Source organism: Streptomyces sp. NPDC052236, from assembly GCF_044548015.1.
Classification (GTDB): domain Bacteria; phylum Actinomycetota; class Actinomycetes; order Streptomycetales; family Streptomycetaceae; genus Streptomyces.
Genome location: NZ_JBIUBL010000006.1, coordinates 81,095 through 103,242, shown reverse-complemented (window position 1 = coordinate 103,242; position 22,148 = coordinate 81,095). Strand labels below are relative to the sequence as shown.

The window sequence follows — 22,148 nt, the reverse complement described above, 5'->3', positions numbered from 1 at the left end:
GCCAGAGCACCATGGGAGAACCGTGATCCCCGCCCGTACACTCGCCGCCGCGCTCGCCGAAGGGGTCGTCGTCCTCGACGGCGGGCTCTCCAACCAACTGGAGGCGCAGGGCTGCGAGCTGTCCGACGCGCTCTGGTCGGCCCGGCTGCTCGCCGACGATCCTCGCCAGATCGAGGCGGCCCACACCGCGTATGTACGGGCGGGCGCGCAGGTGCTCATCACCTCCAGCTACCAGGCCACCTTCGAGGGCTTCGCGCGGCGCGGCGTCGGGCGGGAGCAGGCCGCGGAGCTGCTGGCCCGCAGCGTCGGGCTGGCGCGCGCCGCGGCCGGGACGACCGAGCGGGAGGTGTGGGTCGCGGCCTCCGTCGGGCCGTACGGCGCGATGCTCGCGGACGGCAGCGAGTACCGCGGCCGGTACGGGCTGTCCGTGGCCGAGCTGGAGAGGTTCCACCGGCCGAGGATCGAGGCACTGGCGGCGGCGGGACCCGATGTGCTCGCCCTGGAGACGGTGCCTGACACGGACGAGGCGCGGGCGCTGCTGCGGGCGGTCGAGGGGTGCGGGGTGCCGGTCTGGCTCTCGTACAGCATCACCGGCGGGCGGACCCGGGCCGGTCAGGAGCTGCGGTCGGCCTTCGCTCTCGCGGCCGGTCTGGAGCAGGTGATCGCCGTCGGGGTGAACTGCTGCACGCCGGCCGACGCGGACCGTGCGGTGGAGCTCGCGGCGGAGGTGACCGGCAAGCCGGTGGTCGTCTACCCGAACAGCGGCGAGCGGTGGGATTCCGCGGCCCGGGCATGGCGTGGCGGGGCGACCTATGACCCGGCCAGGGTGCGGGACTGGCTGGCGTCCGGCGCCCGCCTGGTCGGCGGCTGCTGCCGGGTGGGACCCGAACAGATCACGGAACTGGCGGAACTCACGGAGCCGACGGGCCCTGGAGTGGCCTGACCGATGACTTTCCGGACGGCCTGCGGTCAGCATCGGCAGAGGTTGTCGAGAAGAGGAGTTGGTGGGCGTGAGCGGAACGCGCGAGGTTCGTACCCTGCTGGCCGGGCGCGGGCTTGTGGAGTCGCCACGGTGGCACGGTGACCGGCTGTACTTCTCCGACTGGTCCTCGCACGAGGTGATCGCCGTGGATCTTGCGGGCCGGAGTGAGGTGATAGCCCGGGTGGAGTCGCTTCCTCTGTGTATCGCCTGGCAGCCGGACGGGCGGTTGCTGATCGTGTCGTCGTCCGACGGGCTTCTGCTGCGCCAGGAGCCGGACGGGTCGCTGGTGACGCATGCCGATCTGGGAAAGGCCGGCTGGAACGACATCGTCGTGGACGGCCGCGGCAACGCCTACGTCAACAGCATCGGCTTCAACATGATGGCCGGCGAAGCGTATGCCCCCGGATCCGTCACCCTGGTCACCCCGGACGGCGCGCTACGGCGGGTGGCGGACGACCTCGCCTTCCCCAACGGTATGGCGGTGACCGCCGACAACTCCACCCTCATCGTTGCCGAGTCCTATGGCCACGGGCTCGCGGCCTTCGACATCGATGCCGACGGCGGGCTTTCCCATCGGCGGGTGTGGGCCGATCTCGGCGACGGCACGCCGGACGGTATCTGTGTGGATGCCGAGAATGCCGTCTGGTACGCCGATGTGCCCCACCAGCTGTGCGCGCGCGTGGCCGAGGGAGGCAGGGTGCTGGAAACGATCGAGCTGGACCGTGGTGGGTTCGCCTGCGCGCTCGGCGGCCCTGAGGGGAGGACGCTGTTCGTGGTGGCGGCCGAGTGGCGGAACGACCTGCCGGAAATGGTCCCGGCGGGAAGCGGGCACGTGCTCGCCACCGAGGTCACCGTGCCCGGCGCCGGCTGGCCGTAGACCCGTAGGCCCGTAGGCCCGTAGGCCCGTAGAGCCGTAGGCCCGTGGCTGACGTTGGCGCTGGAAAATTCCCGAGTGTGCCCGGGGCGTTCGCTATACGTTGTGCTGACCGCAGTGCACCCGAGTGCACCCGATGTGCACGCGATTGACCGCACGGTACGTATCCGCAGCTCAGACAGCATTTTGAGGCACCCACAGTGTTCCTGACGATCAGTACCACCGGCAGCCTTGCACGTCCCGCCACCGACCTCGGTTTTCTGCTGCACAAGCATCCCGACAAGGCGCAGACGTTCTCCACCGCGCATGGCACGGCGCATGTCTTCTACCCCGAGGCGACCGCCGAGCGCTGCACCTCCGCGCTGCTGCTGGAGGTGGATCCGGTGGCTCTGGTGCGGCGCGGCAAGGGCAAGGGCCGTGGCGGTGCGCCCGACTCGGCGCTCGCGCAGTACGTCAACGACCGGCCGTACGCGGCCTCCTCGCTGCTGGCCGTGGCGCTGAGCACCGTCTTCAAGAGCGCCCTGCGAGGCGTGTGCGCCGCCCTGCCCGAACGCGTCGAGGCCCCGATGCCGCTGCGTATCGAGGTGCCCGCGCTGCCCGCGCGCGGCGGCCCCGAGCTGGTGCGGAAGCTTTTCGGGCCGCTGGGCTGGGCATCGGTGACAGCGGAGCCGGTGGCACTGGACGAGCGGTTCCCCGAGTGGGGCGAGTCCCGCTATGTGCGGCTGGTGCTCGAAGGGGAGCTGCGGCTCGCCGACGCGCTGCGCCAGTTGTACGTCCTGCTGCCCGTCCTCGACGACGCCAAGCACTACTGGGTCGCGCCCGACGAGGTGGACAAGCTGCTGCGGGCGGGCGAGGGCTGGCTGGCCGCACACCCCGAGCAGCAGCTGATCACCAGCCGCTATCTGTCCCGCCGCTGGGGGCTCACCCGGCAGGCGATGGAGCGGCTTGAGCTGGTGCGGCTGGCCGAGGCCGACGACCTCGATGTCGAGGACGTGGACAACGCCGTGGACGAGACCACCGACACCGAGGACAAGCCCGTACCGCTCGCGGTGCAGCGCAGGGACGCGATCCTCGACACGCTGCGCGCCGCCGGGGCGAGCCGGGTGCTCGACCTCGGCTGCGGGCAGGGCCAGTTGGTGCAGGCGCTGCTCAAGGATGTGCGCTTCACCGAGATCGTCGGAGTCGATGTGTCGGTGCGGGCGCTGACCATCGCGGGGCGGCGGCTGAAACTCGACCAGATGGGCGAGCGGCAGGCGGCGCGCATCACGCTGACGCAGGGCTCGCTCACCTACACCGACAAGCGGCTGGGGGGTTACGACGCCGCCGTGCTGAGCGAGGTCATCGAGCACCTCGACCTGCCGCGGCTGCCCGCCCTGGAGTACGCGGTGTTCGGGTCCGCACGGCCGCAGACGGTGGTGGTGACCACGCCGAACGTCGAGTACAACGTCCGCTGGGAGACGCTGCCCGCCGGGCATGTGCGCCACGGCGACCACCGGTTCGAGTGGACGCGCGCGGAGTTCCGCGCCTGGGCCGACCAGGTCGCCGCACGGTACGGCTACGGCGTCACGTACGCGCCCGTCGGTCCTGACGACCCCGAGGTGGGCCCGCCGACCCAGCTGGCCGTGTTCACCAAGACCAAGACCAAGACCAACAGCGAGAAGGAGGCGAAGGCGGCATGACCAGTACGAGTACGAGCACGAGCACGGACACCGCGCCCACCAAGCGCAGGCTCCCCGTGACCGACCTGTCCCTCGTCGTCCTCATCGGCGCGACCGGCTCCGGCAAGTCCACCTTCGCCCGCACCCACTTCAAGCCCACCGAGGTCCTGTCCTCCGACTTCTGCCGCGGCCTCGTCGCCGACGACGAGAACGACCAGAGCGCGAGCGGCGCCGCCTTCGACGTACTGCACTACATCGCCGGGAAGCGCCTTGAGGCCGGGCGGCTGACCGTCATCGACGCCACCAGCGTGCAGCAGGAGAGCCGGAAGCAGCTCGTACAGCTGGCGCGCCAGTACGACGTACTGCCCATCGCCATAGTCCTCGACCTGCCCGAAGACGTCTGCGCCCAGCGCAACGCCACCCGCCCCGACCGCGCCGGGATGCCCCGCCACGTCATCCAGCGACACAAGCGCGAACTGCGCCGCTCGCTGCGCGGACTGGAGCGCGAGGGCTTCCGCAAGGTGCACATCCTGCGCAGCGCGGAAGAGGTCGAGAACGCCGAAGTCGTTCTCGAACGCCGCTATAACGACCTCACCCACCTCACCGGACCTTTCGACATCATCGGCGACATCCACGGCTGCCGCTCCGAGCTGGACACCCTCCTCGCCAAGCTCGGCTACCGGGACGGCGCCCACCCCGAAGGGCGTACGGCGGTCTTCGTCGGCGACCTGGTGGACCGCGGGCCCGACAGCCCCGGCGTGCTGCGCCGCGTGATGAGCATGGTCGCCGCGGGCAACGCCCTCTGCGTGCCCGGAAACCACGAGAACAAGCTCAGCCGCTACCTCAAGGGCCGGAACGTCCAGCACACGCACGGACTGGCCGAGACCATTGAGCAGCTCGACAAGGAGGACGACACCTTCCGCGCGCAGGTGCGGGAGTTCATCGACGGACTGGTCAGCCATTACGTGCTGGACGAGGGCAAGCTGGTCGTCTGCCACGCCGGTCTGCCCGAGAAGTACCACGGCCGCACCTCCGGCCGGGTCCGCTCGCACGCCCTCTACGGCGACACCACCGGCGAGACCGACGAGTTCGGCCTGCCCGTGCGCTACCCGTGGGCGGAGGACTACCGGGGACGGGCCGCCGTCGTCTATGGCCACACACCCGTCCCGAACACCTCCTGGATCAACAACACCATCTGCCTGGACACCGGGGCGGTCTTCGGCGGCAAGATGACCGCGCTGCGCTGGCCGGAGCGCGAGCTCGTCGACGTACCGGCAGAGCGGGTCTGGTACGAACCGGCCAAGCCGCTCAGCACCGAGGCCCCCGGCAGCCGCGAAGGCCGCCCGCTGGACCTCGCCGATGTGCACGGACGCCGGGTCGTGGAGACCCGGCACATGGCACGCGTCGGCGTGCGCGAGGAGAACGCCGCTGCGGCGCTCGAAGTCATGAGCCGCTTCGCCGTCGACCCGCGGCTGCTCGCCTACCTGCCGCCGACGATGTCGCCGACCGCGACCTCGAAGGCAGACGCCCGCGGCGGAGCCGCTGATGGACACTTCTTGGAACACCCGGCCGAGGCCTTCGCCCAGTACCGGGCGGACGGCGTCGCGAAGGTCGTGTGCGAGGAGAAGCACATGGGCTCGCGGGCGGTGGCGCTGGTCTGCCGCGACGCAGCGACCGCGCGCGAGCGGTTCGGGGTCGAGGGACCGACCGGCGCGCTGCACACCCGTACCGGACGGCCCTTCTTCGCCGACGAGCAGGTCACCGAGACAATCCTGGACCGGCTGCGTACGGCCGTGACCGCTGCGGGCCTTTGGGACGAACTGGCCACTGACTGGGTGCTCCTGGACGCCGAGCTGATGCCCTGGTCGCTCAAGGCGGGCGGGCTGCTGCGTTCGCAGTACGCGGCGGTCGGCGCGGCATCGCGCGCCGTCTTCCCGGGCGCCACGGCGGCCCTCGAAGCCGCCGTCGCGCGCGGTGTCCCGGTGGACGGGCTGCTGGCCAAGCAGCGGGAGCGCGCCGGCGACGCCGCCGCGTTCACCGAGGCGTACCGGCGCTACTGCTGGCCGACCGAGGGGCTGGACGGAGGGCTGGAGGGCGTACGTCTCGCGCCGTTCCAGATCCTCGCCGTCCAGGGGCGTTCGCTCGCCGCCGTACCGCACGACGAGCAACTGGCATGGCTGGACCGGCTGGTGGAGCACGACCCCACCGGTCTGCTCCAGGTCACCCGCCGCCTCGTCGTGGAGACCGGCGACGAGGACTCAGTCAGGGCGGGTGTCGACTGGTGGCTGGAAATGACGGGCCGGGGCGGCGAGGGCATGGTCGTCAAACCCCTCCAGGCGCTCGCGCACGACGGGAAGGGCAGGCTGGTCCAGCCGGGCATCAAGGTCCGCGGTCGCGAGTATCTGCGGATCATCTACGGCCCCGAGTACACGCGGCCGGAGAACCTGGAGCGCCTGCGCAACCGGTTCCTGGGCCACAAGCGCTCGCTGGCGCTGCGGGAGTACGCGCTGGGGCTTGAGGCCCTGGACCGGCTGGGCGACGGCGAGCCGCTGTGGCGGATCCACGAAGCGGTCTTCGCCGTGCTGGCCCTGGAGTCGGAGCCGGTCGACCCCCGGTTGTAGACAAGGAAGCACCGCCCGCCGGCCGCTGGAGCAGACCACTCAGCGGCCGGCGGGCATTCGTATGCTCAGCGCCTCTCAGCCGGATGCCTGGATGCCTGGATGCCTGGATGGATGGCTGGATAGCTGCTACGAAACCTCCAAGGCGGGCAGCTAACCGACGATACGCTCGCGGGCCTGGAGCAGCAGGGCGAGGATGTTCCGTTCCCTGGCCTCGTCCAGCCGGACGATGGGAACCGAGCAGCTCAGCGCCTCATTCACCGCACCCCCGAAGCGCAGCGGAACCGCGAAGCAGCGCAGCCCCAGGGTCGACTCCTGCTCATCGATCGAGCAGCCTCGCTGGGCGATCTCCACAAGCGACTCCCGCAGGCGCTCCCGGCTGGTGATCGTGTTCTCGGTGCGCGCGGTCAGAGTCTGCGGCAGCAGCGCGTCGACCTCCTCCCAGGGGCGCTGGGAGAGGATCGCCTTGCCCAGCCCGGTCGCCCAGCAGGGCAGCCTGCGGCCGGGTCTGGAGACCACCGCGAGCGAGTGCCGGGAGACGCAGGTCGCGAGGTAGACGATCTCGTGGCCGTCGAGGCGGGCGAGATGAATCGTCTCGCCGAGTTGCTCGGACAGGTTGTTCATCACCGGCTGGGCCCGCCGCACCACATCGTCGTGTTCGACGTAGGAAGCGCCTGCGCGTAGTGCCCTGATACCCAATTGAAACCCTGAGCCGCTGCCGTCGGTGCTGACCCAGCCCGTGCGCACCAGAGTAGTCAGCAGGGCGTAGGCGCTCGCGCGCGGAATGCCCAGGTCAGTGGTGACATTGCGCAGCGAACGAGGGGTCTCCGCTGCGCTCAGATACTCCAGCAGCGTGATGGTCCGGTCTGCCGATTTAACACTCCGTACACCGCCCGGATCCAGCGATCGTGCTGTGTCGGCCACCTTTGCTCCTCTGGAATCGCTTGACGTGACGACTGTCACGGCACTTTACTCCCGTCTACAAGGTTAGACGTCGTCTCCATACGTAGACACAGGTGCTATATGTCACTGCCCCATCCGCAGCTGGCCCACTCGCTCACCGGCCTGCTCGGTTTCCCCGTCACGCCGTTCCGGGCGGACGGCGACCTGGATCTTCCGCGCTTTGAGCAACACCTCACGGAGATGCTGGACGCCAAGCCGACTGCCCTCTTCGTCGCCTGCGGCACTGGGGAATTCGCCTCGCTCACCCTCACCGAGCACCGTGAGCTCGTGCGTGCCGCAGTATCCCATGTGGGTGGTGAGGTGCTCGTATTCGCCGGCGTCGGCGGCGGCACACAGGTCGCCGTCGAGTTCGTCCGCTCCGCCGAGCAGGGCGGGGCCGACGGAGCGCTGGTTCTGCCCCCGTACCTCCAAGTCGGCCCGCCCGCAGGTCTCGTCGAGCACTACCGGCGGATCGCCGCGGCCACGGACCTCGCGCTCATCCCGTACCAGCGCGCGACCGCGATCTTCACCCCGGAGTCGGTTGCCGAACTGGCGGAGCTCGACCAGATCGTGGCCTTCAAGGACGGTCACGGCGACCTGGAGCTGCTGCAGCGCATCCACACCGCGACAGGCGGGGAGCTGCCTCTCCTCAACGGCATGCCGACGGCGGAGACCTTCGCCCGCGCCTACGCGGCGGTCGGCGCGCGGGCCTACTCCTCGGCCACCCTCGCGTTCGCCCCGGCCATCGCCCGCGCGTTCTTCGACGCCTTCGAGCGCGGTGACAACGAGCTTCAGAACACCCTGCTGCGGGAGTTCTATGTGCCGCTGACCGAACTGCGGCACACCACGAACGGCTACGCGGTCGCCCTGGTCAAGGCGGGACTTGACATCCAGGGCCGGTCGGCAGGACCGGTCCGCTCGCCGCTGGCCGACGTCTCGCCCGTACACCGCGCCGAGCTCGCCCGGTTGATCGAGCGCGGCCACGCGGCCCTCGACGTCATGGCGGGCGTCTGACCTACCGAGCGCCTGAGTACGAGGCCTGGGCCACTTCAGGGCCTGCGTACGAGCCTCTGAGCCGCTGAGCGCGGAGTACGAGCCGCCTGAGCCTCGGAGCGCCTGAGCGCCCGAGCACGAGCGCCTGAGCCACTGAGCGCCCGAGCCCCCGCACCACACCCCGACCATCTGCACTGTCCCGGAGGAACAACGATGTCCACTCCTCGTCCCCTGAGAACCACCAGCCTGCCGGTCAGAAAGACCGCGGCGATGAGCGCCATCGGCGCCATGATGCTGACAGGCGCCTGTTCGGTCGAGAACTCCAGTTCCAGCTCCCCCGACGCGCTGCGGATCGTCCTCCCCGAGGAGCCGCCCACCCTGGAGCCGTGCGACGCCTCGCTGACCAGCACCGGCCGGGTCACCCGCTCCAACATCACCGAGCCGCTGACCGAGCGTGTGCCCGATACCGGTGCGCTGGAACCGAAGCTCGCCACCAAGTGGGTACAGGCCTCCCCCACCTCCTGGACCTTCACCCTCCGCCCGGGCGTCAAGTTCCACGACGGCACACCGTTCAACGCGAAGGCCGCCGCGTACTCCATCGAGCGCACGGTCAACTCGGACATCGAATGCAATGTCGACGGCTATGTCTTCGGCGAAAGCAAGATCACCGCGACCGCCGTCAACGACACCACGCTCAAGGTCACCACGGGCAGCGTCGACCCGATTCTCCCGCTGCGCCTGTCGTTCGTGGAGATGGTGCCGACCACCACGAACAACAAGGCCAAGGTGCGTGAGCCGGTCGGTACCGGGCCTTACAAGATCGACAGCTGGAAGCAGGGCACCAGCCTGCGACTGAAGAGGTCCGACACCTACTGGGGCAAGGCACCGGACTACGCGGTGGCCGAGTACTCCTGGCGCGCCGAGGGCTCCATCCGCGCCGCGATGATCACCAGCGGTGAGGCGGACATCGCCGTAGGCATGTCACCGGCGGACGGTGCTGCCGGGAACGCCGTGGAGTACCCCAACAACGAGACGTCGTATCTGCGGATCGACGCCACCAAGGCGCCGCTCAACGACATCCGCGTGCGCAGGGCGCTCAACTACGCCACCGACAAGAACGGCTTGGTCGCCTCCGTCTTCGCCAAGCTCGGCGATCCGTCCGGCCAGATCGTTCCGGAAGGCGTCACCGGGTACAACCCGAACGTCAAGGCATGGCCCTACAACCTGAATCAGGCCAAGGCCCTGATCGATGAGGCCCGCGCAGACGGCGTACCGGTCGACACCGAGATCACGATCATCGGCCGCAACGGCATCTACCCCAAGGCCGCCGAGGCCATGGAGGTGGTGCAGAACTCGCTGCTGGAGATCGGGCTGAAGGTCAAGATCAAGATGCTGGATGTGAACGCCTGGCTGGAGTACCTACTGCGCCCCTTCCCGAAGAACCTGGGTCCCACCCTGCTCCAGGCTCAGCACGGTAACCAGGCCGGCGACGCCGCTTTCACCATGGGCCAGATCTATGGCTCCAAGGGCGCGCAGAGCAGCTTCGGCACCCCCGAACTGGACTCGCTGATCAAGAAGGCCGAGCTCGCCGCGGGACCGGAGCGGCAGGCCGCGTTCGCCGAGGCTCTCGCCTACCAGAACGACAAGGTCGTCAGGGATGTCGTACTGGCCCACATGACCGGCATCCTCGCGCTGTCGCCCGGCGTGGAGTACAAGCCGAACTCCGCGACCGGCGACGAGATGCACCTGGCTGAAATGCACCCGGCAGGCTGAGGACCCCATGCTCACGTTTCTACGACAACGCATTGTCTCCAGCGCCGTGCCACTCCTGGTCGTGGTGCTCGGAGTGTTCTTCCTGGCCCGCCTCACCGGAGACCCGGCGAACCTCTACCTCCCGCTCAGTGCCACACCGGAGATGAGGGCGGAGTTCTCTGCCCGCAATGGCTTCGACCAGTCGCTGCTCGCACAGTTCGGCGACTATCTGGCGCGAGTCAGTCAGCTCGACTTCGGCGACTCGCTGCGGACAGCCCAGCCTGCGGGCGAGGCGGTACTGCGGGCGTTCCCGGCCACGCTGCAACTGGCGGGCGTCACCATGCTGCTGGCGATCACCGGTGCGGTGATCGTCGGCAGCCTGGCCGCCGTCCGGCCGAACTCCATGGCCGACCGGATCGCGAGCTTCCTGTCCTCGATGGCAGCGAGCACGCCGGACTTCTGGTTCGCGATCATGGGTGTGCTGATCTTCGCCGTTCAGCTCAACTGGCTGCCGACCTCCGGCACCGGGAGTGGCGCCGCCTGGGTGCTGCCCGTCGCGACGCTGCTGATCAGGCCGTTCGGCGTGCTGGTCCAAGTGGTGCGCGGCGCGATGGTCTCCGCGCTCTCCGCCCCCTATATCAAGGTGGCGCGCAGCAAGGGGGCCAGTGAGCGACAGGTGATCTTCAAGCACGCACTGCGCAACGCCGGCGCGCCGGTGCTCACCGTCGCCGGAGACCTGACGGTCGGACTGGTCAACGGCGCCGTCGTGGTGGAGACGATCTTCGGCTGGCCGGGCATCGGCAAGCTGATGATCGATTCCATCCTGCAGCGTGACTTCGCGGTCCTGCAGGCGGCGGTGCTGATCACCGCACTGACGATCTTCGCGCTCAACATCCTTATTGATATGTGCTACGCGTTGCTGGACGCCCGGGTCAGACAAGGGGCGATGGCATGAGCGATCGCAAGATGCGCAAGCCCGGGAGCACAAAGCCCGGGAGTACGAAGGCGGGGGCAGCCGACATGCTGTCCCTGCTGCTCAAGGACAAGATGGCCACGGCAGCGTCCGTAGTGCTGCTGCTGGTCGCGCTGTGCGCGATCGTGGGTCCTTCGCTGTTCGGCGACCTCGCCACCGATCAGAACCTGCGATCGGTCAACCTGGCGCCGCTCAGTACGGGTTCGGGCTGGGAGTTCCTGCTCGGCAGCGACTCACTGGGCCGCAGCGTCCTGGCCCGGCTCATCGTCGCCTCCAGTACGACCATGTCGGTCGCGGTGCCCGCGGTCCTGGTGTCGCTGTTCATCGGCTCGGTGTGGGGCATGTGGGCGGGATTCCACCGTGGCTGGCGGGAGAACGTGTCGATGCGCGTCGCCGACGTCATCCTCAGCTTCCCCTCCCTGCTGCTGGCGGTGGTGGTGCTCTATGTCTTCACCCCCAGCGTCGCCAACATCGTCCTGGTGCTGGCCATCGCCCGGATCCCGATCTACCTGCGGACGGCGCGTGCCGAATCCGCCGAACTGCGCAGCCGGCTGTTCGTCGACGCGGCACGCACCTTCGGCACCGGCGACTGGGCGACCATCCGGCGCCATGTCGCGCCGATCGTGCTGCCTACGCTGCTGACCGTCGCCGCCGTCGACTTCTGCTTTGTGATGCTGACCGAGTCCTCGCTGAGCTTCCTCGGTATCGGTATCCAGCCGCCGGACGTCTCCTGGGGACTGATGGTGGCGCAGGGCAGGCAGGAGTTGCAGACCGCGTGGTGGACCGCGGTGTTCCCGGGCCTGGCGATCATCATCACCACGGTCTCGGCGACCATGCTCGCCGCCTGGGCCAGGATCGCCGGTGACCCGGGCCAGCGCTGGCGGCTCACCGTGCCCAAACGCAAGCGCCGTGACGGCAAGGCAGTCAAGTCAGCGCACGCCGGAAAGGAACTGGCATGAACAGGGACTGGACCGGCGCGGCCGCGGCCTTCGACGATCCGGCGCCGCCGGTGGCGATGGAGGTGACGGGTCTCTCCGTGGAGATCCGCACCCCCACCGGGTCCGCCCGGGTCGTACGCGATGTCGGCTTCTCGGTCAGGGCGGGCCAGACGCTCGCCCTGCTGGGCGAGTCCGGCTGCGGCAAGAGCATGACGGCCCAGGCGATCGTCGGCCTGCTGGACCCGGTCGCCGATGTGGTGGGCGGCCGGGTGCTGCTGGAGGGCCGCGATGTACTGGCGATGAGCCCGGCCGAGCGGCGCCGGATCGCCGGACCCGGCATCGGCGTGGTCTTCCAGGACGCGCTGACGGCTCTCAACCCGGTGTACACGGTCGGTTCGCAGCTGGCCGAGCCATTCCGTATCCACGAGAAACTGTCCCGGCGCGCGGCCACGGAGAAGGCCATCGAGCTGATGGAACGGGTCGGGATCCCGGAACCCCGGTCCCGGGCCAAGGCCTACCCGCACCAGTTCTCCGGCGGCATGCGCCAGCGGCTGCTCATCGCGATGGCGGTGGCGCTGCGGCCTGCGGTGCTGCTTGCCGACGAGCCGACCACCGCGCTCGACGTCACCGTCCAGGCGCAGATCATGGAGCTGCTCGCGGAACTGCGCCGCGAGCGGCGCATGGCGCTGGTGCTCATCACCCATGACCTGGCCGTGGTCGCCGAGCAGGCCGACCAGGTCGCGGTGATGTACGCGGGCTCGGTCATCGAACGCGGCCCGGTCGCCGAGGTCTTCGGCAATCCGCTGCACCCATATACCCGGGGGCTGCTGAACTCGGTGCCCGCCGACGCCGCCCGCGGGACCAGGCTGCTGTCCATCGAGGGCAGCCCTCCGCAGGCCACGTCGATCCCGTCCGGGTGCGCGTTCCGCACCCGGTGCCCGCTGGCGCGTCAGCGGTGTGCCGACGAGGCGCCGCCGCTGGTCACCACCGAGCCGGGCCGCGTGTCGGCCTGCCACTACTGGAAGGAGCTGGCCGATGCCTGAGGCGATGGTGGCCGATCAACCGCTGCTGGAGGCGCGTGGCCTGACCAAGAGCTTCCGGGTGCCGCGCAGCGCGTCGGGATCCAACCGGCTGCACGCCCTGGACAAGGTGGACATCTCCGTCCGGCGCGGTGAGACGCTGGGCCTGGTGGGGGAGTCCGGCTGCGGGAAGTCCACGCTGGCGCGGGTGCTGCTGATGCTGGAACGCCCGGACGGGGGCACCGTGCGCTTCGACGGCGTGGACCCGTTCGGTCTGCGCGGCAAGGAGTTGCTGGCCTGGCGGCGCCGGGTGCAGATGGTCTTCCAGGACCCGTTCGCCTCCCTCAACCCACGGCTGAGCGCGGCGGATCTGATCAGCGAACCGTGGCGCTCGCACAGCGACGTGGTGCCCGTGCGGGAGCGCGCGAGGAGGGTGCGTGAACTGCTGGAGATGGTGGGTCTGCGGGCAACCGACGCCGACCGCTATCCGCAGGAGTTCTCCGGCGGACAGCGCCAGCGCATCGGCATCGCCAGGGCGCTGGCACTGAATCCCGATGTGATCGTGTGCGACGAGCCGGTGTCGGCGCTGGACCTCTCGGTGCAGGCGCAGGTCCTCAACCTGCTCACCGATCTCCAGGCCGAGCTGGGCGTCGCCTATGTGTTCATCTCCCACGACCTGTCGGTGGTCCGGCATGTGGCAGACCGGGTGGCGGTGATGTATCTCGGCAGGGTGGTCGAGTCCGGCCCCACCGAGCAGGTCTACTCCTCGCCGCGGCACCCCTACACCGCCGCCCTGCTTTCGGCGGTGCCCCGGCTGGTGCCGGACGGGTCCGGGTCCGGGGCGGCGCAGCGGATCGTACTGTCCGGGGAGGTGCCCTCGCCGGTGGATCCGCCCTCCGGCTGCCGCTTCAGGACCCGGTGCTGGAAGGCCGAGGACATCTGCGCCGAGGCGGTCCCCGCCGACGCGCCCGCTCCGGGGCATGAGCAGCATCTGGCTGCCTGCCACCTTCCCCTCGCCCCGGTCGGGTGGTTCGCCCGGACGTAGCGGTCGTAGCGGATGGGTGGGGGAACTGGACCGTTCGCCGGGTGAAGGGGGCTCCGCCCGGCGAGGATGGGGGCATGGGATTCCATGTCGACTCCGAGACCGGGCGGCTGCGCCAGGTCATACTGCACCGGCCGGACCTGGAGCTGAAGCGCCTCACGCCCAGCAACAAGGACGAACTGCTCTTCGACGATGTGCTGTGGGTGCGCCGTGCCCGCCAGGAGCACGACGGGTTCGCGGACGTGCTCCGCGACCGCGGGGTGCAGGTGCACCTCTTCGGCGATCTGCTGTGTGAGTCGCTGGAGATCCCGCAGGCCAGAAAGCTCGTCCTGGACCGGGTCTTCAACGAGAAGGAGTACGGACCGCTCGCCACCGACCACCTCAGGGCCGCATTCGACGCGCTGCCCACGGCCGAGCTGGTGGAGGCGCTGGTCGGCGGGATGACCAAGCGGGAGTTCCTCGCCGGTCATCCCGAGCCGACCTCCGTCCGCTTCCATGTGATGGACCTGGACGACTTCCTCCTCGGTCCCCTCCCCAACCATCTCTTCACCCGCGACACCTCCGCCTGGATCTACGACGGTGTCTCCATCAACGCCATGCGCTGGCCCGCCCGGCAGCGCGAGACCGTCCACTTCGAGGCGATCTACAAGCACCACCCACTCTTCACCGGCCCGCGCGCGGGAGACTTCCACTACTGGTCGGACGGGCAGGACGACTACCCCTCCACCATCGAGGGCGGTGACGTGCTGGTCATCGGCAATGGCGCGGTGCTGATCGGGATGAGCGAGCGCACCACCCCGCAGGCGGTGGAGATGGTGGCGCGCGGCCTGTTCGCGGCCGGTTCGGCGCGGACCATCGTGGCGCTGGACATGCCCAAGCGGCGGGCCCTGATGCACCTCGACACCGTCATGACGATGGTCGACCGCGACACCTTCACGCAGTACGCGGGGCTGCCCATGCTCCGCTCGTACACCATCGAACCGGCCGAGGGCCCGCAGGCGCTCAAGGTCTCCGACCACCCGCCCGAGCATATGCACAGCGCGATCGCCGCGGCGCTGGGGCTCAAGGAGATCCGGGTGCTCACGGCGACGCAGGACGTGCACGCGGCCGAGCGCGAGCAGTGGGACGACGGCTGCAATGTGCTCGCCGTCGAGCCGGGCGTCGTCGTGGCGTACGAGCGCAATGCCACCACGAACACCCATCTGCGCAGACAGGGCATCGAAGTGATCGAGATCCGTGGCAGCGAACTGGGCAGGGGGAGGGGCGGGCCGCGCTGTATGAGCTGTCCGGTGGAGCGAGATCCCGTATAGCGATGCAGGTGCTCGTATATACTTCCACGGTACGGTCACCGCAGCCGCGATCCAGGAGCAGCAACCATGGCGATACAACTCGAAGGCCGCCACTTCCTCAAGGAGTTGGACTTCACGGCGGAGGAGTTCCGCGGCCTGATCGATCTGGCCGTGGAACTCAAGGCGGCCAAGCGGGCGGGCACCGAGGTCCAGCGGCTGCGCGGCCGGAACATCGCGCTGATCTTCGAGAAGTCGTCCACCCGGACGCGCTGCTCCTTCGAGGTCGCGGCGGCGGACCAGGGCGCCTCGACGACGTACATCGACCCGTCGGGCTCGCACATCGGCAGCAAGGAGTCCGCGAAGGACACCGCGCGGGTGCTGGGCCGGATGTTCGACGCGATCGAGTTCCGGGGTGACGCCCAGGCCACCGTCGAGGAGCTCGCCGCGTACGCCGGGGTCCCGGTCTACAACGGGCTCACCGCGGACTGGCACCCCACTCAGATGCTCGCGGAGGTGCTCACCATGACCGAGCACTGCGACAAGCCGCTCGACCGGATCGCCTTCGCGTACCTGGGCGACGCCCGCCTCAACATGGGCAACTCCTATCTCGTCACCGGCGCGCTGCTGGGCATGGACGTACGGATCGTCGCACCCGCGTCGTACTGGCCGGCCGAGGAGGTCGTGGCCCGCGCGCGCGAGGCGGCGGAGGTCAGCGGGGCGCGGATCACGCTCACCGAGGACATCGCCGAGGGCGTGGCGGGCGCGGACTTCGTCGCCACGGACGTCTGGGTTTCCATGGGCGAGCCCAAGGAGGTCTGGGCCGAGCGGATCAAGGCGCTCGGCCCGTACGCCGTGACGATGGACGTGCTGCGCGCGACGGGCAACGCGGATGTGAAGTTCCTGCACTGCCTGCCCGCCTTTCACGACCTGGGTACCACGGTGGGCCGTGAGGTCCATGAGAGCTATGGGCTGACGGAGCTCGAAGTGACGGATGAGGTCTTCGAATCGGACCATTCGGTCGTCTTCGACGAGGCGGAGAACCGGATGCACACGATCAAGGCGGTCCTGGTCGCCACGCTGGCGGACGCCGGATAGTCATGCGCGTATTGCGTCGTCGTGACGGGAGTCACGTAGGAGTGATAGCTTCGGGAGGCAGGCAGTAGTCCGCCCGCTGAGGGAGGCCACACTCCATGAGCCCCTTTTCCGGCTCCGCGCCGCGCACGGAGAACTGGCGTCATCTGCGGCTCACGACGGACAACGGGGTCGCGACCGTCACCCTCGCCCGCCCCGAGAAACTCAACGCGCTCACCTTCGGCGCCTACGCCGACCTGCGTGATCTGCTCGCCGAGCTGGCACGGGAGCGGTTGGTACGGGCGCTGGTGCTCGGCGGCGAGGGGCGAGGGTTCTGCTCGGGCGGCGATGTGGACGAGATCATCGGCATGACGCTGTCCATGGACACCGCCCAGCTGCTGGATTTCAACCGGATGACCGGACAGGTCGTACGGGCGCTGCGCGAGTGCCCCTTCCCGGTGATCGCCGCGGTGCACGGCGTCGCGGCGGGCGCGGGCGCGGTCCTCGCGCTGGCCGCGGACTTCCGTATCGCGGAGCCCTCGGCGCGGTTCGCGTTCCTGTTCACGAAGGTCGGGCTGTCCGGGGGCGACATGGGCGCGGCGTATCTGCTGCCGCGGGTCGTGGGGCTCGGACACGCGACCCGGCTGCTGATGCTCGGCGACTCCGTGCGTGCGCCCGAGGCCGAACGGATCGGCCTGATCAGCGAAATGACGGACGAGGGCGGGGCGGACGAACGGGCCGCGGCGCTGGCCCGCCGGTTCGCGGACGGCCCGGCGCTGGCGTACGCGCAGACGAAGGCGCTGCTGACGGCGGAGCTGGACATGCCGCTGGGGGCGGCGGTGGAGCTGGACGCGGTGACGCAGGCGTTGCTGATGAACGGGGAGGATTACGCGGAGTTTCACGCGGCGTTCACGGAGAAGCGCGAGCCGAAGTGGCGGGGCCGCTGACGATGCGGGCCCCGAGCTGGGGCTCCGCCCCAGACCCCGCGCCTCAAACTCCCCCTACGCCTAGCGGCGTGGGGGGACCCCCAGCGAGGCTGACTTTTCGCCTCGGGCCCTTGTCGGGGGCGCTGCCCCCGAGCCCCCGCGCCTCAAACGCCGGCGAGGCTGAGAGTGCGCCTCAATCGCCGGAGGGGCTGGAAATCAAGCCCGTCCGGCGATTGAGGACACGGCCGGAGGCCGTACCGGAGGCCGTACCGGAGGCGATGCGCGTCGCCGTCATCGGTGGGGGGCCCGGAGGGCTGTACGCCGCCGCCCTGCTCAAGCGGCTCGACCCGGCCCGGCAGGTCACCGTCTGGGAGCGCGGCGCTCCCGATGAGACCTTCGGGTTCGGGGTCGTCCTCTCCGACGAGACCCTCGGCGGGATCGCGCACGCCGACCCCGTCGTCCACCGCGCCCTCCAGGACGAGTTCGTACGGTGGGACGACATCGACATCGTCCACCGCGGCCGGACCCTCACCTCCGGCGGCCACGGCTTCGCGGCGCTCGGCCGCCGCAGGCTGCTGCAGCTCCTGCACGAGCGCTGCGCCGCCCTCGGCGTACGGCTCCGCTTCCGCACCCCCGCCCCGCCCGCCGCCGAACTCGCCGCCTCCCACGACCTCGTCATCGCCGCCGACGGCGTCCACAGCCTCACCCGCCAGGCCCATGCCGACGCCTTCGGGCCCCGCGTCACCACCCACCGCTGCCGCTACATCTGGCTCGCCGCCGGCTTCGCCTTCGACGCGTTCCGCTTCGAGATCGTCGAGACCGAGCACGGCGTGATGCAGCTCCACGGCTACCCGTACGCGCCCGACGCCAGCACCGTCGTCATCGAGATGCGCGAGGAGGTCTGGCGGGCCGCGGGCCTCGACGGCTGCGACGAGCAGCAGTCGACCGACCGGTGTGCCAAGTTCTTCGCCGACGCCCTCGGCGGACGCCCGCTGCGCTCCCACAACTCCGCCTGGACCGCCTTCCGTACCGTCGTCAACGAGCGCTGGTCCCACGGCAATACGGTGCTGCTCGGCGACGCCGCCCACACCGCCCACTTCTCCATCGGCTCCGGCACCAAGCTCGCCGTCGAGGACGCCCTCGCGCTCGCCGCCTGCGTCGGGGAGCAGCCCGATCTGTCGTCCGCCCTCGCCGCGTACGAGGCCGAGCGCCGCCCGGTGGTCGAGTCCACGCAGCGCGCGGCTGCCGCCAGCCTCCGCTGGTTCGAGGAGCTCGGGACCTACCTCGACCAGCCTCCCCGCCAGTTCGCCTTCAACCTGCTCACCCGCAGCCGCCGCGTCACCCACGGCAATCTGCGGCTGCGCGATCCGGCCTTCACCGACTCCGTCGAGCGTGCCTTCGGCTGCCCGCCCGCCACACCCCCGATGTTCACGCCGCTGCGGCTGCGCGGCCTCGAACTGCGCAACCGGGTCGTCGTATCACCCATGGACATGTACTCGGCCGTGGACGGCGTCCCCGGCGACTTCCACCTCGTCCACCTGGGCGCGCGGGCGCTCGGCGGGGCCGGTCTGGTGATGACCGAGATGGTGTGCGTGAGCGCCGAGGGCCGCATCACGCCCGGGTGCGCGGGGCTCTACACCCAGGAGCAGGCGAGCGCCTGGCGTCGCATCACGGACTTCGTACACGACCAAGCGCCGGGCACGGCCATCGGCGTACAGCTGGGCCACTCCGGCCGCAAGGGCTCCACGAAACTCATGTGGGACGGCATCGACGAACCCCTTCCGCAGGGCAACTGGCCGCTGGCCGCCGCCTCCCCCCTCCCGTACCGGCCGGGCGTGAACCAGATTCCGCACGAGCTGAACAGGTCCGGGCTCACCGAGATCCGCGAGCAGTTCGCATCCGCCGCACGGGCAGCCGTACGCAGCGGCTTCGACCTGCTGGAACTGCACTGCGCGCACGGCTATCTGCTGTCCGGCTTCCTCTCTCCCCTGACCAACCGCCGTACCGACGCCTACGGCGGACTGCTGGAGAACCGGCTCCGCTTCCCCCTGGAGGTCTTCGACGCGGTACGCGCGATCTGGCCCGACGACAGGCCGATGACCGTCCGCATCTCCGCCACCGACTGGGCCCGGGGCGGCACCACCGGCGCCGACGCGGTCGAGATCGCCCGCGCCTTCGCGGCCCACGGCGCCGACGCGATCGACGTCTCCACGGGACAGGTCGTCCCCGGCGAACAGCCCGAGTACGGCCGCTCCTACCAGACCCCGTACGCGGACAGGATCCGCAACACCCTCTCCGTCCCGGTCATCGCGGTCGGCGCGATCTCGTCCTGGGACGACGTCAACTCGCTGCTGCTGGCGGGCCGCGCCGACCTCTGCGCCCTGGCCAGGCCCCACCTCTACGACCCGCACTGGACGCTGCACGCGGCGGCCGAGCAGAGCTACAGCGGCCCGGCCGCGCCCTGGCCCCTCCCGTACCTGGCGGGCAGCCGCCCACCCCCGACCGGCCGCACGGACGCGCCCAAGCCGAGGCTCAGCCTCAGGTAGGGACCCGTACGAACGCCGCGCCCGGGTCCCGCAGCAGCGCGTGCAGGCGGGCGAAGACCGCCGCCGACCGTTCCCCGGGCCAGCCCTGCGGCAGCAGCTCCGTCGGCAGCCCCGGGTCCACGTACGGCAGCCGCCGCCAGGAGTCCAGCGCCGTCAGATAGTCCCGGTACGCGGCCTCGTACGCGGCCTCAGCAGTGACGTCCCGAGTCGTCTCCCATGCCCGCAGCACCGGCTCGTGCCGGTCCAGGAACTCCTCGTGCAGCTTGGCGATCGCCCCCAGGTCCCACCAGCGCGCCACCGCCTCCGCCGTCGGCGCGAAGCCGAGATGCTCGCCGCGGAACAGCTCGACGTACGGGTCGAGCTGGAGGCGGCGCAGCGTGTGCCGGGTCTCCTCGTACAGCCGCGCGGGCGCGATCCACACGCCCGGCGACGCCGAACCGAAGCCGAGCCGGGTCAGCCGCGAGCGCAGCAGATGGCGCTTGTGGCGCTCGGCCTCCGGCACCGAGAAGACGGCGAGCACCCAGCCCTCGGACAGCCGCGGCGGGCGGCGGTCGTAGATGCGCCGGTCGCCGTCCTCCAGCACCTGGCGGGCGTCGGCCGACAGCGCGTAGCCCGCCGCGCCGTCCTCGGTGCGCTCGGGGACCAGCAGGCCGCGGCGTTTGAGCCGGGAGACCGAGGACCGCACCGAGGGCGCGTCGACGCCGAGAACCGCCAGCAGACGGATCAGTTCGGCCACGGGGACAGACCCAGGACGTTCGCGTGCGTACGCGCCGTACAGGGTGACGATCAGGGATCGGGGAGTGTGCTGCTCGGCCACGCGATCACTCTAGAGCTCGCAGGCGGAAGCGTTGAAGCTTGCCCGTCGGGGTGCGCGGAAGCGCGTTCAGGAAGACGATTTCGCGCGGACATTTGTACGGTGTCAGGCGCTGTTGTACGGCGTCGGTGAGTGCGGTGACGGTGTCGTCGCCGGCCGGGACTCCCTCGCGCAGGACGACGTACGCCACCACGATCTGGCCCCGCAGGGCGTCTCCACGGCCGATCACCGCCGCCTCCGCCACGTCCGGGTGGTGCAGCAGCGCCTCCTCCACCTCCGGGCCCGCGATGTTGTATCCAGCCGAAATGATCATGTCATCGGCGCGCGAGACATAGCGGAAGTAGCCGTCCGTTTCGCGCACATACGTATCCCCGGTGAGATTCCAGCCTTCCTGTACGTACTCCTCCTGGCGGGGGTCCGCCAGATAGCGGCAGCCCACCGGGCCGCGTACGGCCAGCAGCCCCGGCTCTCCGTCCGGGACCGGACGCCCGGAACGGTCCACCACGCGCGCGTGCCACCCCGGAACCGGTATCCCGGTGGTTCCCGGCCTGATCGACTCGTCCGCCGCCGAGATGAAGATGTGCAGCAGCTCGGTCGCGCCGATGCCGTTGATCAGGCGCAGCCCGGTCCGCTCCTGCCAGGCGTGCCAGGTGGCGGCGGGCAGGTTCTCGCCGGCCGACACACAGCGTCGCAGCGAGCGCAGTGAGCCTGCGTCGTGCGCGTCGAGGCCGTCCAGCATCGCGCGGTACGCGGTCGGCGCGGTGAACAGCACCGACACCCGGTGCGCGGCGATCGCGGACAGCAGCTGCCGCGGGCTCGCGTGTTCGAGCAGCAGTGCCGACGCGCCCGCCCGCATCGGGAAGATCACCAGTCCGCCGAGTCCGAAGGTGAAGCCGAGCGGCGGGCTGCCCGCGAAGACGTCATCGGGTTCCGGTAGCAGCACGCGTGCGGAGAAGGTGTCCGCGACGGCCAGTACATCCCGGTGGAAGTGCATGCAGCCCTTGGGGCGGCCGGTCGTGCCGGACGTGAACGCGATCAGCGCGACATCGTCGGCGGCGGTCCGGACCGGCTCGTACGGCTCCGGGGCCCGGGCCGCGGCCAGCCGCAGCAGATCGTCGGGGGCCTCGCCGCCGTACGCCGTGATGCGCAACCCCGCCACCTCGGCCTTCGCCAGATCGTCGATCGAGCGGATGTCGCAGAGGGCGTGGCCGACGGCGGCCATCTCACACACCGTGGCCAGCTCCGTCGCCCGCTGCTGCGCGAGGACGGTGACCGCCACCGCGCCCGCCTTCTGCACGGCGAGCCAGCAGGCCGCGAGCCATGGGGTCGTCGGGCCGCGCAGCAGGACGCGGTTTCCGGGGATCACGCCGAGGGTGGCGGTGAGGACGTGCGCGATGCGGTCGACGTGGTCGCGCAGTTTCCCGTACGTCCAGGTCTCGCCGTCCCCGGTGTGGAAGACGGGCCGGTCGGCGCCGAAGCGTTCGATCGTACGGTCCAGCAGTTCGGCCGCGCAGTTGAGCCGGTGGGGATAGCGCAGCTCGGGCAGGTCGAAGCGGAGTTCAGGCCACTGTCCGGCGGGCGGGAGGTGGTCGCGCGCAAAGGTGTCGAGGTGGGCCGAGGGTGTCAGCTCCGTCGTTTCCATCGTTCGCGCCCTTCTCGTGGTGGGGTCGCGAATCGAGCGTATCGTGAAGGTGACGACAGTCAATGGTCC

17 protein-coding genes are annotated in these 22,148 nt (G+C 70.2%); 14 read left to right on the top strand and 3 right to left on the bottom strand.

The genetic code is table 11. The features are described 5' to 3' along the window. The first annotated feature begins 22 nt into the window (after nt 1-22). From mmuM to ACIHCQ_RS12670, 4 genes are all read left to right on the top strand, one after another. Nucleotides 23-943 carry a homocysteine S-methyltransferase gene (mmuM, locus tag ACIHCQ_RS12685; protein ID WP_399661080.1) on the top strand — a complete coding sequence of 307 codons (921 nt, stop codon included), beginning with the start codon at nt 23-25 and terminating at the stop codon, nt 941-943. Between the two features lie 67 nt (nt 944-1,010). Continuing rightward, on the top strand, nt 1,011-1,859 hold the full coding sequence (locus ACIHCQ_RS12680) for an SMP-30/gluconolactonase/LRE family protein (RefSeq protein WP_399661078.1): 849 nt from the start codon (nt 1,011-1,013) through the stop codon (nt 1,857-1,859). Nucleotides 1,860-2,056: 197 nt separating this feature from the next. Beyond that, nucleotides 2,057-3,535 (top strand): 3' terminal RNA ribose 2'-O-methyltransferase Hen1, encoded by a 1,479-nt coding sequence (locus ACIHCQ_RS12675; RefSeq protein ID WP_399661076.1) that lies wholly within the window; start codon nt 2,057-2,059, stop codon nt 3,533-3,535. Further along, entirely contained in the window at nt 3,532-6,135 is a 2,604-nt protein-coding gene (locus ACIHCQ_RS12670; protein ID WP_399661074.1) for a polynucleotide kinase-phosphatase, read from the top strand. Before ACIHCQ_RS12675 ends, ACIHCQ_RS12670 begins: the two co-directional genes overlap by 4 nt. A 150-nt stretch (nt 6,136-6,285) precedes the next feature. Here ACIHCQ_RS12670 and ACIHCQ_RS12665 read toward each other — a convergent pair whose 3' ends face one another. Then, nucleotides 6,286-7,056 carry an IclR family transcriptional regulator gene (locus tag ACIHCQ_RS12665; protein ID WP_399661072.1) on the bottom strand — a complete coding sequence of 257 codons (771 nt, stop codon included), beginning with the start codon at nt 7,054-7,056 and terminating at the stop codon, nt 6,286-6,288. Nucleotides 7,057-7,155: 99 nt separating this feature from the next. Here ACIHCQ_RS12665 and ACIHCQ_RS12660 point away from each other — a divergent pair, with 99 nt between their 5' ends. From ACIHCQ_RS12660 to ACIHCQ_RS12615, 10 genes are all read left to right on the top strand, one after another. Continuing rightward, nucleotides 7,156-8,088: a 5-dehydro-4-deoxyglucarate dehydratase gene (locus ACIHCQ_RS12660; protein WP_399661071.1), complete on the top strand. Its 933-nt coding sequence runs from the start codon at nt 7,156-7,158 to the stop codon at nt 8,086-8,088. A gap of 192 nt (nt 8,089-8,280) precedes the next feature. Further along, nucleotides 8,281-9,840 carry an ABC transporter substrate-binding protein gene (locus ACIHCQ_RS12655; RefSeq protein WP_399661069.1) on the top strand — a complete coding sequence of 520 codons (1,560 nt, stop codon included), beginning with the start codon at nt 8,281-8,283 and terminating at the stop codon, nt 9,838-9,840. A gap of 7 nt (nt 9,841-9,847) precedes the next feature. Continuing rightward, the gene (locus tag ACIHCQ_RS12650) at nt 9,848-10,774 is read left to right on the top strand and encodes an ABC transporter permease (RefSeq protein WP_399661067.1); all 927 of its coding nucleotides are present in this window, start codon (nt 9,848-9,850) and stop codon (nt 10,772-10,774) included. Next, on the top strand, nt 10,771-11,751 hold the full coding sequence (locus ACIHCQ_RS12645; protein WP_399661065.1) for an ABC transporter permease: 981 nt from the start codon (nt 10,771-10,773) through the stop codon (nt 11,749-11,751). Before ACIHCQ_RS12650 ends, ACIHCQ_RS12645 begins: the two co-directional genes overlap by 4 nt. Continuing rightward, nucleotides 11,748-12,773, top strand: a complete 1,026-nt coding sequence (locus ACIHCQ_RS12640) for an ABC transporter ATP-binding protein (protein ID WP_399661062.1) — start codon at nt 11,748-11,750, stop codon at nt 12,771-12,773. The genes ACIHCQ_RS12645 and ACIHCQ_RS12640 overlap by 4 nt, the downstream gene beginning before the upstream one ends. Continuing rightward, nucleotides 12,766-13,794 carry an ABC transporter ATP-binding protein gene (locus ACIHCQ_RS12635; protein WP_399661060.1) on the top strand — a complete coding sequence of 343 codons (1,029 nt, stop codon included), beginning with the start codon at nt 12,766-12,768 and terminating at the stop codon, nt 13,792-13,794. Before ACIHCQ_RS12640 ends, ACIHCQ_RS12635 begins: the two co-directional genes overlap by 8 nt. 74 nt (nt 13,795-13,868) lie before the next feature. After that, nucleotides 13,869-15,101, top strand: coding sequence for an arginine deiminase (locus ACIHCQ_RS12630; protein WP_399661058.1), 1,233 nt, complete (start codon nt 13,869-13,871; stop codon nt 15,099-15,101). 66 nt (nt 15,102-15,167) lie between these two features. Then, the gene (gene argF / locus ACIHCQ_RS12625) at nt 15,168-16,175 is read left to right on the top strand and encodes an ornithine carbamoyltransferase (protein ID WP_399661056.1); all 1,008 of its coding nucleotides are present in this window, start codon (nt 15,168-15,170) and stop codon (nt 16,173-16,175) included. Between the two features lie 95 nt (nt 16,176-16,270). Then, nucleotides 16,271-17,098: an enoyl-CoA hydratase family protein gene (locus tag ACIHCQ_RS12620; RefSeq protein WP_399661054.1), complete on the top strand. Its 828-nt coding sequence runs from the start codon at nt 16,271-16,273 to the stop codon at nt 17,096-17,098. Nucleotides 17,099-17,355: 257 nt separating this feature from the next. After that, nucleotides 17,356-19,623: a bifunctional salicylyl-CoA 5-hydroxylase/oxidoreductase gene (locus ACIHCQ_RS12615; protein WP_399661444.1), complete on the top strand. Its 2,268-nt coding sequence runs from the start codon at nt 17,356-17,358 to the stop codon at nt 19,621-19,623. Here ACIHCQ_RS12615 and ACIHCQ_RS12610 read toward each other — a convergent pair. Then, a complete protein-coding gene (locus ACIHCQ_RS12610) occupies nt 19,616-20,440 on the bottom strand; it encodes a PaaX family transcriptional regulator C-terminal domain-containing protein (RefSeq protein ID WP_399661052.1) in 825 nt (274 codons plus the stop codon). The two genes, ACIHCQ_RS12615 and ACIHCQ_RS12610, sit on opposite strands and share 8 nt — an antisense overlap. A gap of 4 nt (nt 20,441-20,444) precedes the next feature. Continuing rightward, nucleotides 20,445-22,079 (bottom strand): AMP-binding protein, encoded by a 1,635-nt coding sequence (locus tag ACIHCQ_RS12605; protein ID WP_399661050.1) that lies wholly within the window; start codon nt 22,077-22,079, stop codon nt 20,445-20,447. Nucleotides 22,080-22,148: the final 69 nt, after the last annotated feature.

Excerpts from the sequence above, each read along its gene's own strand:
- ACIHCQ_RS12620 (WP_399661054.1), top strand. The coding sequence starts at position 16,271 with ATGAGCCCCTTTTCCGGCTCCGCGCCGCGCACGGAGAACTGGCGTCAT.
- argF (WP_399661056.1), top strand. The coding sequence starts at position 15,168 with ATGGCGATACAACTCGAAGGCCGCCACTTCCTCAAGGAGTTGGACTTC.
- ACIHCQ_RS12615 (WP_399661444.1), top strand. The coding sequence starts at position 17,356 with ATGCGCGTCGCCGTCATCGGTGGGGGGCCCGGAGGGCTGTACGCCGCC.
- ACIHCQ_RS12655 (WP_399661069.1), top strand. The coding sequence starts at position 8,281 with ATGTCCACTCCTCGTCCCCTGAGAACCACCAGCCTGCCGGTCAGAAAG.
- ACIHCQ_RS12670 (WP_399661074.1), top strand. The coding sequence starts at position 3,532 with ATGACCAGTACGAGTACGAGCACGAGCACGGACACCGCGCCCACCAAG.
- ACIHCQ_RS12650 (WP_399661067.1), top strand. The coding sequence starts at position 9,848 with ATGCTCACGTTTCTACGACAACGCATTGTCTCCAGCGCCGTGCCACTC.
- ACIHCQ_RS12640 (WP_399661062.1), top strand. The coding sequence starts at position 11,748 with ATGAACAGGGACTGGACCGGCGCGGCCGCGGCCTTCGACGATCCGGCG.
- ACIHCQ_RS12645 (WP_399661065.1), top strand. The coding sequence starts at position 10,771 with ATGAGCGATCGCAAGATGCGCAAGCCCGGGAGCACAAAGCCCGGGAGT.
- ACIHCQ_RS12635 (WP_399661060.1), top strand. The coding sequence starts at position 12,766 with ATGCCTGAGGCGATGGTGGCCGATCAACCGCTGCTGGAGGCGCGTGGC.
- ACIHCQ_RS12660 (WP_399661071.1), top strand. The coding sequence starts at position 7,156 with ATGTCACTGCCCCATCCGCAGCTGGCCCACTCGCTCACCGGCCTGCTC.
- ACIHCQ_RS12605 (WP_399661050.1), bottom strand. The coding sequence starts at position 22,079 with ATGGAAACGACGGAGCTGACACCCTCGGCCCACCTCGACACCTTTGCG.
- ACIHCQ_RS12630 (WP_399661058.1), top strand. The coding sequence starts at position 13,869 with ATGGGATTCCATGTCGACTCCGAGACCGGGCGGCTGCGCCAGGTCATA.